The following is a 15445-nucleotide window of genomic DNA, read 5'->3' on the forward strand; positions in this document are numbered from 1 at the left end:
TAAGGCTATCAAGTGCTGCGCTATTTCTTCACGCGACCTTTTCGCATCCACTTTTGGTGCACACCACGACGCAGGCTCTGGAAGCTGTTTTCCACTTTATCGACACCAAGCAGAATCACTAGCGCCATTAGCGTGATAATGACCGATTGGGAAAGATGCCCTAGTGCGATCATCATACCTAATGCTGCGAGTACCCAGATAATTGCGGCTGAAGTCACGCCATGAATCTTGCCATCCAGTGTCATCATTACACCAGCCCCAAGAAATCCAACACCCGTAATTATCTGACCAAGCACACGAGCTTGATCGAGTGTGTTGGGGGATAGGCTGATCGCCATGGTGAGGAAGAAATAGGTACCACTGATGATCAGAATCGACGTTCGGATTCCGACGGGTTTACCGCGTGTTTGCCTTTCGATTCCGATTAAAGAACCACACAGCATGCATGCAGCGAGGCCTGCCCAGCTAAAGGGGGCAAGGTTGAGAGTTTGTTCTATAAATTGTGACATATCACCCCTCCTAAAAATTTAGAATAGAGCCGAGTATGCTAATAATAGACCGGACGATCGAACAAAAACTTTTTGTCTTAACGATTGATAAAGATTACTTAAAACCTAGCAGCCGCTTGTTGTTAAGGTGAAGGCTGGTGTCGTGGTCTCTGTCGCTTCTTGGTACTCAATACGATAAGAAGCGACCATTGCTCTAGATAGAGTTATTCAATATGTAGGTCGAGTGGTGTCTTACTAGTGCGGCCGCCAATTTCACGAGTTAACTTAGGTACGAGGTAGCCAGAAACCTCAGAGATTAATCCCTTAAAGTGACGCTTGGCTTCTTCATCTGAAATATAGAAATGAGCGGCGCCCTGAACCTTATCAAGTACATGCATATAGTAAGGTAAAACACCGACGTCGAATAGCTTTTCGCTTAATTCTTTCAATGAGTTAGCGCTGTTATTTACGCCTTTAAGCATCACGCCTTGGTTGAGCAGAGTCGCACCACTTAACTTAAGCTTGTGGAAAGCTTGTTTGAGCTCTAAGTTAATTTCGTTGGCATGGTTAATATGGCTCACCATCACCACATTAAGGCGAGTTTGAGCTAACAATTGGCATAGTTCATCCGTTACTCGAGCGGGAATCACAACCGGTAATCGGCTATGAATTCGAACTGTTTTCACATGTGGAATTTGTGCGATAGCATGAATTAGCCACTCTAGTTCGCTGTCTTTTGCCATCAGTGGATCGCCACCCGACAAGATAACTTCGTTGATCTCTGGGTGAGCAGCCACATAGTCGAGGCTGGTTTGCCAAACAGACTTCGAGCCCTTGTTATCTTGGTAAGGGAAGTGACGACGGAAGCAGTAGCGGCAGTTAATCGCACAACCGCCTTTCACAATCATCAGTGCACGGTTCTTGTATTTGTGCAGTAGCCCAGGAATGGCGTTGTCTTGCTCTTCCAGTGGATCAGCGGAATAGCCTTGGTGTACCTCAAACTCTTCGCTTAGCGGTAAAATTTGTCGTAGCAATGGATCGTGTGGGTTGCCTTTTTCCATTCGTTCGACAAAGCTAAGAGGTACCCGAAGTGCAAATAACTCACGAGCAGCGAAGCCTGCTTGCCATGGTGTTGGGTCTATTTCCAATGCCTCAAGCAGTTTTGTCGGGTCAGAGATCGCATTCGATAGTTGTTTGAGCCAGTTTTGCTCAACAGATTCGACTTTTCGGGTTATGATATGCGGCATTGAAATTAACTCAAAGATGTGGAAGAGAAAATCATGGCGTCAGTAAGCACCAATGAATTCAAAGGCGGTTTAAAATTCATGTTAGATAATGAGCCTTGCGCAATTATCGACAATGAATACGTTAAGCCAGGTAAAGGCCAAGCGTTTAACCGTGTAAAACTTCGTAAACTGCTGTCAGGCAAAGTGTTAGAGAAAACATTCAAATCAGGCGAAAGCTTCGAGCTTGCAGATGTTGTTGACGTTGAACTAGGTTACCTATACAACGATGGCGAATTCTACCACTTCATGAACAACGAAACATTTGAGCAAATTGCAGCAGACGTAAAAGCAGTCGCTGACTCAGCAAAATGGTTAGTTGAAAATGACGTTTGTACTCTAACGTTGTGGAATGATAACCCTATCACTGTTACTCCGCCAAACTTTGTTGAGATCGAAGTAACTGAAACCGATCCTGGCCTGAAAGGCGACACACAAGGTACTGGCGGTAAGCCTGCAACTCTAGCAACTGGCGCGGTAGTTCGCGTACCTCTATTCATCGCAATCGGTGAAGTTGTTAAAGTTGATACTCGTACTGGCGAATACGTTGGTCGTGTGAAGTAATTGACTTCAAGTATCTGAAAAAGGTCGCTTAGGCGGCCTTTTTTTGTATCCCAAGATCAGATTCGCGTAAACGAGATGCGGGATGCGGGATGCGAGATACGAAGAGCTGGAAGAGCAGATATGTGTGAACGAGATGCGAGATACGAAAAGCAGGAAGATCAGAGCCGAGTCAGAGAGATAAGATATTCAACAAATAACAAAAAAGCAGAGCTGGATAACCTAGCTCTGCTTTCGTTTTTCTGCTCTTAAGCTCTTCGATACTCGATTACTCGATTACTCGATTACTCGATTACTCGATTACTCGATTACTCGATTACTCGATTACTCGAATCCCGTATCTGCTTTTAGATCATAAAGATGAAGATAACAGACAGTGCGCTGATTAGGCCTGCAACGAAGTAGCAGCCCACTTTACCTGCAACGCCGACGTGGAACTTAAGGTCGTGCATGCCGTGGTGAAGACGGTGCATTGCGTGCCACATTGGCAGTGCTAGCGTACCGATGATGAATAGCGCACCGATAATGCTGGTGGCAAACTCAGAGACGCGCTCGTAGCTCATTGCGTCCGCATCGATGATGCCCATTGGCACTAAGATACCTAACACTAGAACCGTGATTGGTGTGATCATCGCAAACCAAGTACCGCCAGCGCCAAATAGGCCCCACCAGATTGGCTCATCAGAGCGTTGTGGGTTGTGGTTAACAGGTTTTACTTTGTAATTTGTGTTCATAACGAAAGCTCCTTACACCACAACAAGAACGATTAAAGAAATAAAAGCCACCGCTGCCCACTGGGTCAGTACGATGATTTTTTTATCAACCAATTTGCCTTTAAGACGGATTGGCATTACTTGAGGCATCATGCTGAAGAAGGTTTGAGCGTGCAGCAAGCTGCCTAGCAGTGCCACGATGTTGATACCAACGACGATAGGGTTAGCCATAAAGCTCAACCAACCAGCCCAAGCTTCAGGACCTTTCACTAGTGCACCCAAACCGAAGGTTAGGAACAGAGTGAATAAAATCAAAGGCAGTACAGTCGCTTCACGTAGCATGTAGAAGCGGTAGAACGGATGGTTGCTCCACCACGTTCTCTTCATCTCACGAACATAAGGCTTACGATTGCTCATATTATGCCTCCTCTGCTGTTTTTACTTGCGATCCGTCTGGCTTGAACATCGAGATAACGAAGTCCATTGAAGACTCAACTTTACCTTGGTTTACTGCAGCCGCTGGGTCTACTTTCTTCGGACATACGTCAGAACAGTAACCTACAAACGTACAGCCCCAAGCGCCATTGTCGCCATTGATAAGCTTCATACGTTCGGCTTTACCATTGTCACGGCTATCTAGGTTGTAGCGGTGAGCAAGAGCAAGTGCCGCAGGGCCGATGAACTCAGGGTTTAGACCAAACTGAGGACATGCTGCGTAACACAAACCACAGTTGATGCAGCCAGCGAACTGTTTGTATTTCGCCATTTGCTCTGGAGTTTGGATGTTTGTGCCGTCTTCTGGCTTACGGTCGTTACCGATGATGTAAGGCTTGATCGCTTCAAGGCGCTCGATGAACGGCGTCATGTCGACAATCAAATCTTTTTCGATTGGGAAGTTAGCCAAAGGCTCAATTTTGAAGCCGTTTGGATAATCACGTAAGAAGCTCTTACACGCCAGTTTTGGCACGCCATCAACCATGATGCCGCAAGAACCACAAATCGCCATACGACAAGACCAACGGTAAGACAGGTCTTTATCTAGGTTGTCTTTGATGTAACCGATCGCATCAAGTACTGACATGGTTTCATCAAACGGAACTTCAAAGGTTTGAAAGTGAGGTTCTGCGTCGTGCTCAGGATCATAACGCAGGATTTCAATTTTTTGGATTCGATTCGCTGACATTATGCTTGCTCCTCTTCGCTCTTCTTAGCATTCTCTTCTGCTGCTTTTTCAGCGGCAGCGGCTTTCTCTGCAGCTTCACCGTACAGACGAGCTTTAGGTTGAGATTTGGTGATCTTAACGCCACTGTAGTCGATGGTTGGTGCTGCATCTTCGTTGTAGAACGATAGAGAGTGTTTCAGGAAGTTCACGTCATCACGTTCTGTGCAGTTGTCGTCTAGACGTTGGTGTGCACCGCGAGACTCTTTACGAAGGATCGCTGAGTGAACCATCGCTTCTGCAACTTCAAGGCCGTAACCCACTTCGATAGCGTAAAGTAGGTCAGTGTTGAATACTTTGCCTTTGTCTTTAATGCTGATCTTCTTGTAGCGAGCTTTCAGTTCAGTGAGTTTGTCGATGGTCTTTTGCATCAAGTCTTCTTGACGGTAGATACCACAACCCGCTTCCATGGTGTGACCCATTTCAGTACGGATATCAGCCCAGTTCTCGTCGCCTTCTTGAGCCAAGATGCCTGCGATGCGATCTTCAACCGCTTTCACTTGCTTAGCGATAGACTCTTCGTTCCAGCCTTTGAATTCAGCAGCGCGTTTCACCGCTTCTTCACCAGCAACGCGGCCAAATACCACGAACTCAGCCAGAGAGTTAGAACCTAGGCGGTTTGCACCGTGCAGACCAACTGAAGCACATTCACCAACAGCGAATAGGCCTTTAATGCGAGTTTCACAGGTACCGTTAGTTTCAATACCACCCATGGTGTAGTGAACGGTCGGGCGAATCGGGATTGGCTCTTTTGCTGGGTCGACGTTTACGTACGCTTTTGCAAGCTCACAGATGAACGGAAGACGCTCTTGCAGGTACTCTTCACCAAGGTGGCGAAGGTCAAGGTGTACGACATCACCAAGTGGGTGCTTGATGGTGTTGCCTTTCTGCTGCTCGTGCCAGAATGCTTGAGAAACTTTGTCACGAGGACCCAGTTCCATGTATTTGTTCTTCGGCTCGCCCACTGGAGTTTCAGGGCCCATGCCGTAATCTTGTAGGTAACGGTAGCCGTTCTTGTTGACGATGATACCGCCTTCACCACGACAACCTTCGGTCATCAAGATGCCAGTGCCCGGTAGGCCTGTTGGGTGGTATTGAACGAACTCCATATCACGCAGTGGCACACCGTGGCGATAAGCCATTGCCATACCGTCGCCCGTTACGATGCCGCCGTTGGTATTGCAGTGGTAAACACGACCTGCGCCACCCGTTGCTAACACAACAGATTTCGCTTTGATCGTAACAAGTTCACCTTCAGACATGTGAATCGCGATTAGGCCTTGTACTTCGCCATCTTCAACGCCGCTCTGGTTTTCTACGAGAAGGTCCACCACAAAGTACTCATCAAATCGTTTGATTGTGTCGTACTTCATCGAAGTCTGGAACAGAGTATGAAGCATGTGGAAGCCGGTTTTATCCGCTGCGAACCACGTTCTCTCTACCTTCATACCGCCGAATCGGCGTACGTTTACTTCACCGTTTTCTTTACGACTCCATGGGCAGCCCCATTGTTCCATTTGGATCATTTCGCGAGTCGAGTTTTCAACAAAGTATTCAACAACATCCTGTTCACATAGCCAGTCGCCACCGCCAACAGTATCGTTGAAGTGGTTATCTAGGCTATCTTCGTCTTTAATTACCGCTGCTGAACCGCCTTCTGCTGCCACCGTGTGCGAACGCATTGGGTAAACTTTAGAAATCAGTGCTACTTCCAATTCAGGATTAGCTTCAGCTGCTGCAATTGCTGTACGAAGACCAGCGCCGCCTGCGCCGATGACTGCGATATCTGTGGTAATTGTCTTCACAGTTATTCTCCAGTGTGATGCGGAGTATTCCGCTTGTTATTATAAAAAGCATTTAGAGAGTACTTAAACGGCATCAACCGTTTATCACCCCTAAGCCTTAAGTGGTAGGTTCAGTGTAAGAGAGGAAGGTATTCGAAAAGTTGATGCATTTGGGTTTTTAGGTCGGTAATGCATATGGAGGCATAGAAATTATAGGTTATGTGACTGCAATCACGGCAATGAATTGTTGATAACGTTTAACCCACAGGGTGGGTGTTAACGGCTTGTTGAGTATGATTTTTGTTATCAATGTTGATGTGAAATCTGTATTGATAATTGTATTGTAGAACGTAATTTTCTGGCTTCATTAAAACAACATTTTGCTTTCACGAATAGAAAGATAGAAGCTTACAAAAGCGATGAAAGGTGGTAATTTTCGTCGCCTAGAATTCAGTAATATGGAACTCAATAATGCACTCTACATGGCAACCGGCCGCAACCATTAAACAGTTAAAGCAACGTGCTGATATCCTTAATCAAATTCGTCAGTTCTTTGTTGAGCGAAACGTGATGGAAGTGGATACGCCTGCGATGAGCCACGCCACGGTGACGGACGTGCATTTGCATACTTTCAAAACTGAATTCGTAGGGCCGGGTTATGCGCACGGTCAGCCTCTGTTCTTTATGACTAGCCCTGAGTTTCATATGAAACGTCTATTAGCGGCGGGCAGTGGCTGTATTTACCAAATTTGTAAGTCTTTCCGTAACGAAGAAAATGGCCGTTACCACAACCCTGAGTTCACCATGTTGGAGTGGTATCGCGTTGGCTTTGATCACCATGACCTGATGGATGAAATGGATTTGCTGTTACAGCAGGTACTTAAATCGGGCTCAGCAGAGCGAATGACTTACCAACAAGCCTTTATTGACGTGTTAGGTGTGTGTCCCCTGGAAGATTCGATGGCTACGCTAAAGCAAGCCGCAGCAAAACTTGGGCTCAGCGATATAGCTGACCCTGAAGAAGATCGTGATACCTTGCTGCAGTTGCTGTTTAGTATTGGGGTTGAAGCCAAAATAGGGCAACAAGTCCCTGCGTTTGTTTATGACTTTCCGGCTTCACAAGCGGCATTGGCTAAGATTAATCCTGAGGATTCGCGAGTGGCGGATCGCTTTGAGGTGTATTTCAAAGGCATCGAGTTAGCAAACGGCTTCCATGAGCTAGATAAACCACAAGAGCAGCTCAAGCGCTTTGAAGATGACAATGCCAAACGTATTGAGATGGGCTTATCGCCTCAACCGATTGACCATCACTTGATTGAGGCATTAAAAGCGGGCTTACCAGACTGTGCGGGTGTTGCTTTAGGTATTGATCGTCTGATCATGCTGGCGTTAGGTTATGACCACATCGATGACGTGACGGCTTTTCCTTTCCCACGTTCTTAGCTCTCTGTTCAGTTAGTCTTACTTACTGTTTGACTAACTGACTTGAATCCCAGTACCACTATCTTACTAGAATACCAGTACCCACTACGGCAACAATGGCACCGATCCAAGCGTAGGCATTTGGTCTCTGTTTGGTGTACAGCCAAAGTATTGGTAACAACATGATAGGTGTGGTTGAAGACAACAGAGCAACCATGCCGACATTTCCTTCTTGCAGTGCATACAAGATCAGCGTCATTCCCACCGCCATAGCAAGAAAGCCGTTCACTGCGGTAATCGCGAATATTTGACCATTCATCGGGTTAATTGCGCGTGAGAGCTTAGCGCCAGTTAGACGAAATGCGGAGTGAGCAACAAAAGCGGTGATCATACGAATCGCTGAAGCGGCAACAGGGTCTATGCTGGTTTGCATCACGGGTTTTGCAATAATACCGCCCAAGGCTTGGCAGATAGCCGCTGTGATTCCGAGAGCTACACCAATCCACACGGTGCCCTTGATGGTTTCGAGTTGGTTGTTGGCTTGTCCTCGACGACCAAAGAATATCGCGGTTAATACACCACTGAACACCAAAGCCGAGCCAATCAGCTCCACCGAAGTCATGCTTTCGCTAAATAGGAAGTAACCAAGAATTGTCGAGAACACGGCGTGACAAGAGAACAGCAAACCTGCTTGGCGCGGTCCCATTCTGTTCAAACAAGCAAATAGGGCGGTATCACCAATGAAGATGCCAATTAGCCCAGACAGCATCATCGGCGTGACTAGGTCTGCTTCGACCGTTGACCAGCCACCAGTAAACCAAGCCATGCTCGATAAGATGATAGCAGTGCAACCCATGCGCCAACGGCTATAGGCGAAAGAACCTAAGTGTTGAGCAGGCTTTACTGACATCAGGCTCGCGATAGCCCAAAGAAAAGCGGCAGCAAGAGCCAGCCATTCGAATCCCATCTGAATAACATCCTTGTGTCTGGGATAAATTAGCTCATCAATATGCATTAAACCGGACTGAGAACAAAGTGATTCTTGTGAAAAGAGTCACTTTGTTTCAGTTATCGGTTTACGTCACCTGCCGCTCGGTGGTGAGGTTTAACTTATGTTGCTTGAGATGAGTTATACCTTAAAGCGCTCCACATCTCGGCGCATCGACTCGGCAGCGTTACTCATTTCATTTGAGCTATTGCGGCTGCTTTCAGCTTGTTGTGCAAGATCGTCGGAGGCATCCTTGATTCCTTGCGTATTACGACTGATGTCTTCGCTTACTGCGCGTTGCTCTTCGGCAGCACTCGCTATTTGCAGCGCCATATCGTTGATTTCAGTGATCGCTTGGGTGATTTTAGAGAGGCTGCCATGAGCTTGCTCTGCGAAGCCAACGCTGTTCTCTGCCAGTTGGGTGCTGGTGGTCATGCTTTCAACGGCATGTTCGGTATTCTTCTGTAACGTATCAATCATCACGCGGATTTCTTCGGTCGAGCCATGCGTTCTTTGGCTAAGCACTCGCACTTCATCGGCGACAACCGCAAACCCACGACCTTGTTCACCTGCACGAGCCGCTTCAATTGCAGCATTTAATGCCAATAGATTGGTTTGTTCGGCAATGCCTTGAATGGTGGACAGGATCTGGTTGATGCTTTGCGCGTTGTTTTCCAGTTCTCGAATAACATTGGCAGCGTCTTCAACTTGAGTTGCAAGACCAGTAATCGCATCGCGGTTTTGTTGGATGACCTCTTGGCCTTCGTTACAAGCGGTGGCTGACGCTTGAGAGGCGGAGGCTGTGAGTTCGGCATGGCTAGCCACTTCAGCTGCCGTGGCTGACATCTCATGAATCGCGGTCGCTATTTGATTGATATCGTTTTGCTGATTCTCAACTCGAATGGATGATTGGGTAGCCAGTTGATTGGCTTTTTCTGCATGATTGTTGAGATCGTGGCTGTGCTCTATCACGCCCTTCAACATGCTTTGCATCTGGCTTAAGAACTGGTTTACAAGCTCGGCAAGTTTGCCAATCTCATCCATACGCGTGATATCAATACGCTGAGTGAGGTCGCCTCTGCCTTGAGCCAGCTGAGTCAGTGCTTCTGATAAGGTTTGTAGTGGGGAAAGTAGGCGGTTGATCACCATTGTGCTCGCAATCGAAATCACGATGTACAAAATCAAAGAAGTCAGGGAGATAAATTGAATCGCGTCAGAGACCGCAGAAAATGCCATTTCCTTATCGATAACAATACCCAGTGACCAATCGGTATTCGGGACATTGGCAATATAGACCATTTTATCCCCTTGGCCAGGCCAAGTTAGCGTGGTGATCATTTGGCCTTGGATCAGTTGCGACACCTTATTGGCCGTTAGTTCTGGGTTCAAACTGGTTAGTGGTTTCTGACTTAGCTCTTCATCACTGTAGGCAACGATGTTGTTGTTACCATCGATTAAAAACGCAAAGCCATCGTTATCGAGTTTCACGTTCAGCACGGTGTCGATAATGCTGGTCACAGTTAAATCTGCCGCGAGGACACCTTGTCTATCGCTATTGAATGCTTTTGCAAAGCTGATGACAATGCTGCCGTCAAAGTCTTGATAAGGTTCAGTAATGACGAGGTCTGATGTTGCGTTGGCATCTTTATACCAAGGGCGGGTGCGTGGGTCGTAGCCTGCTGGCCAATCTTCACCTTTGTCGCCATACGCGATAGTGCCGTCGCTGAATCCGGCATAAACAGACAAGAATTGTCCAGCTTGTTTGGTGATTAGCAACTCGCGGTCAGAGTTACTGTTGCTTGAAATGGTCGGTTCATTAGCAAGCATCATATCGCTGCGAGTCGAGAGCCAATCGGCAATATAATTCGTCGTGCCAGCACTGACATTTCTCATTTCTTGGTTGATCGCGACTTCAGTTTCTTGAGTCAGTTGATTAACCGATATCCAGGCTTGAGCGCCACTCACGACGGCAATAATGACCGCAATTGCGATCTGAATTTTAAATTTAATCGTATGTCTCAAGGTCCATTCCTCTCTGATTAGACAAAACCTAACTACGTTGACGTACTTAATAATGAATTGATGTGTCTTTGATTGGCGTATAGTGCCGCTGTCTTAAGTTGAATGACTGTGTTTAAAATCATAAATTCTAAATATATTTACTCTGCTTTTTGTAAAACAGTGAAGTAATATCACAGTTACCTATTGATTGAAATGTCATTTAATTGCTTGAGGTGGAGTGGTATAGATCGAAAAAAGCGCCAAATTTACATTCAGCGCTTTAGTTAGGATTAAAGGGGAGCGTTAACGCTTACTAGGTGATGATAAACAGGGCGAGGTAAACCATCAGCAAGCCCAAAATACCTAAGATGATGCCCATCTTCGCCATGTCTTTGCTTTCGATAAGCCCGGTCGAGTAGGCCAGTGAGTTTGGTGGTGTCGATACGGGCAGAATCATGCCAAGTGACGCAGAGAAGGCGACCACAACCAGCAAGCCTTGCAGACCACCAATCGCAACTAGGCTTTCCATGGAAGCACCAATTGCAGCGGCTATCGGCATCAGCAAGTTGGCCGTCGCAGTGTTTGACATGAAGTTCGCCATTAACCAACACACGATAGACAATGTCAGTACCACAGCTGCAGGTGAGAGCGATTCATAGTCAATTGCGTGTGCGAGTGCAGCGGCTAAGCCTGTTTTATCTAAGCCAATACCAATCGCAATACCACCTGCGACCAGCCACAACACATCCCAGTTAATCAGCTTGAGCTCTTCTTTGCCCATGATGCCAGTGAGCGTAAACACAGCCAGTGGAATGATAGACACGACATAGGTGTTCATGCCGTGCAGTTTGGTGGTCATCCACAATAAGATTGTCGCAGCGAAGGTGATGTAAACCACAATCGCTCGCCAGCTCTTTCTAAATTGTCCATCAAGCTTGAGCACCATGTTTCTTTCTTTAGAAGGGAAGAGTTTTTGTAGAAGAAACCAAGCGATGGTGAGTTGGATGATCACAAAGGGTAAGCCCATCATCATCCAGCTGAGGAAGTCGATGGTATTTTCACCCGTTAGGTATTGCAGCGCGATGGCATTGGGCGGTGTACCGATTGGGGTTGCGATACCGCCAGTATTGGCAGCAATTGGAATACACAACACGAGCGCTTTGATACCCATATCGCCTTTTGGTGCAGATGCCACGATAGGGCCGAGCAGCGCAAGCATCATTACCGTCGTTGCGGTATTTGACATGAACATTGAGAACACGGCGGTGATCAGCATTAAGCCGAGCATAATGAAGCGCGGTTCTGTACCAAATGGTTTAAGTAGCACTCGAGCTAGGTTGTTATCGAGTTCATACTTGGATGCGGATATCGCAAGAGCAAAACCACCCATGAAAAGGATGATGATTGGTGACGAAAATGCACCGAAGATGTCGGTATATTTGATTAACTCACCGAGATCGTGCCCCGCTGGTGGATTTCTAAATAGGTGTAAACCTTTGTCAGATATCATCACTAGTTCAAGCGCAATGATCAAAATGGAAGTGGCGAATACCGGAACAGGTTCAAGCACCCACAGCAGGGCTGCTAATAAGAATATCGCCAACAGGCGGTGTTGAATCAGCGTGAGATCATCGATTGGTATTGAATCTATCGGCATGAATAACACGCCTAAGGGAATCGCAAAACAAATCAACAGCTTGACCAGAACGCCAACATTGAGTTTAGGCATGTACAAAGACCCTATAAATAAAATATCTTCAAATAGAGTAAGTTATCTGGATTTCTGGTACTTGGAGACGGGTTGGAAAATCAAAAAGTTGTTTAAGGTTTCGACAGTTGTTTTGTTTTTGGTCAATCTTTTATCTGGGCAATTAGAGACAAGAGTGAGAAGCAGCAGGTGGCTGGGCAGGGTTTGAAAGATTGAGTTGTTAGAGCTTGAGTAGCAAATGAATCGGTAGAGTTAAGAAAAAGGCGGTTTCTTCTCTGAAATAGAAAAAGTAACGCGCCTTGAAAGCTTAAATGAGTTAACTCAAATTGTTAAGCTTGGTCAGTGTTCTCAGCAGAATCGGTAACAACATCGTCATTTGCTTGCGCTTCTTTGCCAGCAATGTGCGCGAAAGGTGTACCAAGAACCGTTTTCTCGCCATTTTGCATAGTGTCGTCAAACTTGATCGCATCTTTAGCGAACAGGTTGATAACGGTTGAACCAAGCTTAAAGCGGCCCATCTCTTCGCCTTTCTTCAAGATGATTGCTTTGTCACCTTGTGCAGGGTAATCCCATTTGTAAACCGAGTTACCACGAGGTGGGGTGATGGTACCTGCCCATACTTGCTCGATGCTACCTACGATCGTTGCGCCAACCAGCACTTGTGCCATTGGGCCAAATTCCGTATCGAAGATACAAACGACACGCTCATTACGTGCGAATAGGTTTGGAACGTTTTCTGCCGTTAACGGGTTAACTGAGAAAAGGTCACCTGGAACGTAGATCATCTGGCGCAGTGTGCCGTCGCATGGCATGTGCACGCGGTGGTAATCACTTGGAGACAGGTAAAGCGTTGCGAATTCACCGTCTTTAAATTCATCCGCTAGCGCAGCATCACCACCCAATAGCTCGCGAGCTGAGTAGTTATGGCCTTTCGCTTGAATCAGTTGACCGTCAGTAATTGGGCCAAATTGGCTCACACGTGCATCTGCAGGGTGAACAATAACAGACTCACCTTCAGCGATAGGACGCATGCCTTCTTTCAATTCACGCACGAAGAATTCATTGAATGTTTTAAAGTGTTTTGGATCGCTATGCAGAGCTTCATCCATGTTCACTTTGTATTGCTTGATGAACCAGTTGATGATCGCTGTCGTTAAGCCGCCCGCTTTAGCAGACGCAAGTTTGCCGACTAGGCGAGTTAATCCATGTTGTGGAATCCAGTACTGCAATCCAACTTTAATCTTATCCATTGTATTAATTTTCCAATGCTAATTGTTTTTCAATTAAATCTGTCGATGACGGTTTAGGGCGCGAGATGTTACTTAAATTCGCGCCAATTGTCAGTAAATGCACACATTTGTTCACAAAAACGCGATTAGAGATCGGCTTTTTTGTTGCGTGAATACTGACGGTTATCTTTGTTACTCGCCATGCTTTCAATGATGCGGTGGTAGTTGTCGAAACGTAATCGACTGATCTTTCCGTTTTCTACCGCTTCGCGCAGGATGCAGCCTGGGTCATCAATGTGTTTACAGTCACGGAACTTACAACCGCCAAGGTAAGGCTTGAACTCGATAAAGGCTTCAGTGATTTCGTCGGCCTCTAGGTGCCATAGGCCGAATTCACGCACTCCTGGTGAATCAATCAGATCACCACCAGAAGGGAAGTGGTATAAACGAGCTGCCGTGGTTGTGTGCTGACCAAGACCTGAGTTCTCAGAGACTTCGCCTTCTTCAATGTCTAGCGTAGGCATTAATGCATTCACTAGGCTTGATTTACCCACACCCGATTGACCAACAAAGATGTTGATACGGTCTTTGAGTTCAGCTTCCAGCTCTTTGATGCCGTAGCCAGACTCTTTACTCACGAACATCACTTTATAGCCGATCTTCTCGTACTCTTTAAGTGTTTCACGGTATTCAGCAATCTGCTCATCAGTCAGTAGATCGACCTTGTTCAGTACAACAAGCGGCGCGATGTTTACCGTTTCTGAAGCAATTAGGTAACGGTCGATAATATTAAGTGATAGCTCTGGTAGCACAGCCGATACGATAACCATTTGGTCGACGTTCGCAGCTACTGGCTTTAGGCCATCGTAGTAATCAGGGCGAGTCAGCATTGAAGTTCTCGGCTCAACCGCTTCCACAACGCCAGAAATACCGGCCATTGATTCTAAGCCTGCGCGCCAAGTCACTCGGTCACCAGAAACTAAAGTCTCGATACTACGGCGTAAGTTACAACGATGAACTTCGTTAGTTTCAAGATCTTCGATATCAGCATGTTGGCCAAAGCGCGTAATCACGAGTCCGCTTTTGGTTCCGCCAAGCATGTTCTCATCCCATTGGATAGAATCTTCTTTCTTGAGTCGCTTGTTCTGGTTGCTACGTACACGACGTACTTGACCTTTGGTTAACTTCTTTTTTTTAGCCACAATTTTTCACTTAACACATCTAACTTGATGATTGGGGACTCAAACAGGATGTTGCTGGTACCACGTGATTTCGATGGTCCTAAAGCTAGTTTGAGTATAGTTATTTGGGTATAGTACCTCTTTTACACATAAACAAATAGGCGACGCCTTATGTCCTTTAGCGATCAGAACCTTATTTGGGTTGATCTAGAGATGACAGGACTTGATCCTGAAACTCATAAAATCATTGAAATTGCTACTATCGTTACTGATAGTGAGCTTAACATCCTGGCTGAAGGACCTGTTTTGGCTATTCACCAACCTCAGAGTGAATTGGACAAGATGGACGAGTGGTGTACAACGACTCACACTGGCAGCGGCCTCGTGAAGCGAATTCAAGAAAGCACGGTTTCAGAGCAAGATGCCATCCAACAAACCATTGAGTTTCTTGAAAAATGGGTACCAAAAGGTAAGTCACCAATTTGTGGCAACAGCATTGGTCAAGACCGTCGTTTCCTATACAAGCACATGCCAGAGTTAGAAGAGTACTTCCACTACCGCTATGTTGACGTAAGCACTCTGAAAGAGCTGACTCGTCGTTGGAAACCTGAAGTGTTAGATGGTTTTTCTAAGTCGGGAAGTCACCTTGCGTTAGACGATATTCGAGAGTCGATCGCCGAGCTGCAGTACTACCGAAAAACGATTATTAACATCTAGTCGAATAAAATGATCACGTTTATCTAACTTTTCAGGGACATAAGAGCCGTTTTTTTTGCAAATCTGTGTGCTTTTACAGCAGTTGAGTAAAAAGTTTCGTAATTTTGCATTAAGGACTTGCATCACAAAAAAATGCTCTTATAATTCGCAG

Annotated in this window: 14 protein-coding genes; 3 read left to right on the top strand and 11 right to left on the bottom strand. The window is 46.2% G+C overall.

The window, feature by feature from the left end; all coding sequences use genetic code 11:
- Positions 1-20: 20 nt before the first annotated feature.
- A complete protein-coding gene (locus tag BCU07_RS21925; RefSeq protein ID WP_004733333.1) occupies positions 21-509 on the bottom strand; it encodes an MgtC/SapB family protein in 489 nt (162 codons plus the stop codon).
- 203 nt (positions 510-712) lie between these two features.
- A complete protein-coding gene (gene epmB / locus BCU07_RS21930; RefSeq protein WP_102428021.1) occupies positions 713-1735 on the bottom strand; it encodes an EF-P beta-lysylation protein EpmB in 1023 nt (340 codons plus the stop codon).
- A 33-nt stretch (positions 1736-1768) separates the two neighbouring features.
- On the opposite strand from epmB, the gene efp reads away from it, so the two are divergent.
- Positions 1769-2335 carry an elongation factor P gene (gene efp / locus BCU07_RS21935; RefSeq protein WP_009847919.1) on the top strand — a complete coding sequence of 189 codons (567 nt, stop codon included), beginning with the start codon at positions 1769-1771 and terminating at the stop codon, positions 2333-2335.
- A 344-nt stretch (positions 2336-2679) separates the two neighbouring features.
- Here efp and frdD read toward each other — a convergent pair whose 3' ends face one another.
- Genes frdD through frdA form a run of 4 tightly spaced genes read right to left on the bottom strand, consistent with a single transcriptional unit; the run spans position 2680 to position 6069 of the window.
- Positions 2680-3066 carry a fumarate reductase subunit FrdD gene (frdD, locus tag BCU07_RS21940; RefSeq protein ID WP_017063167.1) on the bottom strand — a complete coding sequence of 129 codons (387 nt, stop codon included), beginning with the start codon at positions 3064-3066 and terminating at the stop codon, positions 2680-2682.
- Positions 3067-3078: 12 nt separating this feature from the next.
- Positions 3079-3462, bottom strand: a complete 384-nt coding sequence (gene frdC, locus BCU07_RS21945; protein WP_017061300.1) for a fumarate reductase subunit FrdC — start codon at positions 3460-3462, stop codon at positions 3079-3081.
- Between the two features lies 1 nt (position 3463).
- Positions 3464-4228: a succinate dehydrogenase/fumarate reductase iron-sulfur subunit gene (locus BCU07_RS21950; RefSeq protein WP_009847917.1), complete on the bottom strand. Its 765-nt coding sequence runs from the start codon at positions 4226-4228 to the stop codon at positions 3464-3466.
- Positions 4228-6069 (bottom strand): fumarate reductase (quinol) flavoprotein subunit, encoded by a 1842-nt coding sequence (frdA, locus tag BCU07_RS21955; RefSeq protein ID WP_102332660.1) that lies wholly within the window; start codon positions 6067-6069, stop codon positions 4228-4230. Before frdA ends, BCU07_RS21950 begins: the two co-directional genes overlap by 1 nt.
- Before the next feature lie 450 nt (positions 6070-6519).
- On the opposite strand from frdA, the gene epmA reads away from it, so the two are divergent.
- Entirely contained in the window at positions 6520-7491 is a 972-nt protein-coding gene (gene epmA / locus BCU07_RS21960; RefSeq protein WP_102428020.1) for an elongation factor P--(R)-beta-lysine ligase, read from the top strand.
- Positions 7492-7549: 58 nt separating this feature from the next.
- On the opposite strand, the gene BCU07_RS21965 is transcribed toward epmA, so the two are convergent.
- The 5 genes from BCU07_RS21965 to rsgA form a co-directional block, all read right to left on the bottom strand.
- On the bottom strand, positions 7550-8437 hold the full coding sequence (locus BCU07_RS21965) for a DMT family transporter (protein ID WP_102428019.1): 888 nt from the start codon (positions 8435-8437) through the stop codon (positions 7550-7552).
- 162 nt (positions 8438-8599) lie between these two features.
- On the bottom strand, positions 8600-10480 hold the full coding sequence (locus BCU07_RS21970) for a methyl-accepting chemotaxis protein (RefSeq protein WP_102428018.1): 1881 nt from the start codon (positions 10478-10480) through the stop codon (positions 8600-8602).
- A gap of 292 nt (positions 10481-10772) precedes the next feature.
- Positions 10773-12188 (bottom strand): SLC13 family permease, encoded by a 1416-nt coding sequence (locus tag BCU07_RS21975; protein ID WP_102428017.1) that lies wholly within the window; start codon positions 12186-12188, stop codon positions 10773-10775.
- A 308-nt stretch (positions 12189-12496) separates the two neighbouring features.
- Positions 12497-13417 carry an archaetidylserine decarboxylase gene (asd, locus tag BCU07_RS21980; protein ID WP_017063172.1) on the bottom strand — a complete coding sequence of 307 codons (921 nt, stop codon included), beginning with the start codon at positions 13415-13417 and terminating at the stop codon, positions 12497-12499.
- Positions 13418-13542: 125 nt separating this feature from the next.
- Positions 13543-14598 carry a small ribosomal subunit biogenesis GTPase RsgA gene (gene rsgA, locus BCU07_RS21985; protein ID WP_017061306.1) on the bottom strand — a complete coding sequence of 352 codons (1056 nt, stop codon included), beginning with the start codon at positions 14596-14598 and terminating at the stop codon, positions 13543-13545.
- A 150-nt stretch (positions 14599-14748) separates the two neighbouring features.
- Between rsgA and orn the strand changes: the two genes are divergently transcribed.
- A complete protein-coding gene (orn, locus tag BCU07_RS21990; protein WP_010434065.1) occupies positions 14749-15294 on the top strand; it encodes an oligoribonuclease in 546 nt (181 codons plus the stop codon).
- Positions 15295-15445 lie beyond the last annotated feature (151 nt).

It is taken from the genome of Vibrio sp. 10N.261.54.E10 (genome assembly GCF_002877735.2).
Taxonomy (GTDB): Bacteria; Pseudomonadota; Gammaproteobacteria; order Enterobacterales; family Vibrionaceae; genus Vibrio; species Vibrio crassostreae_C.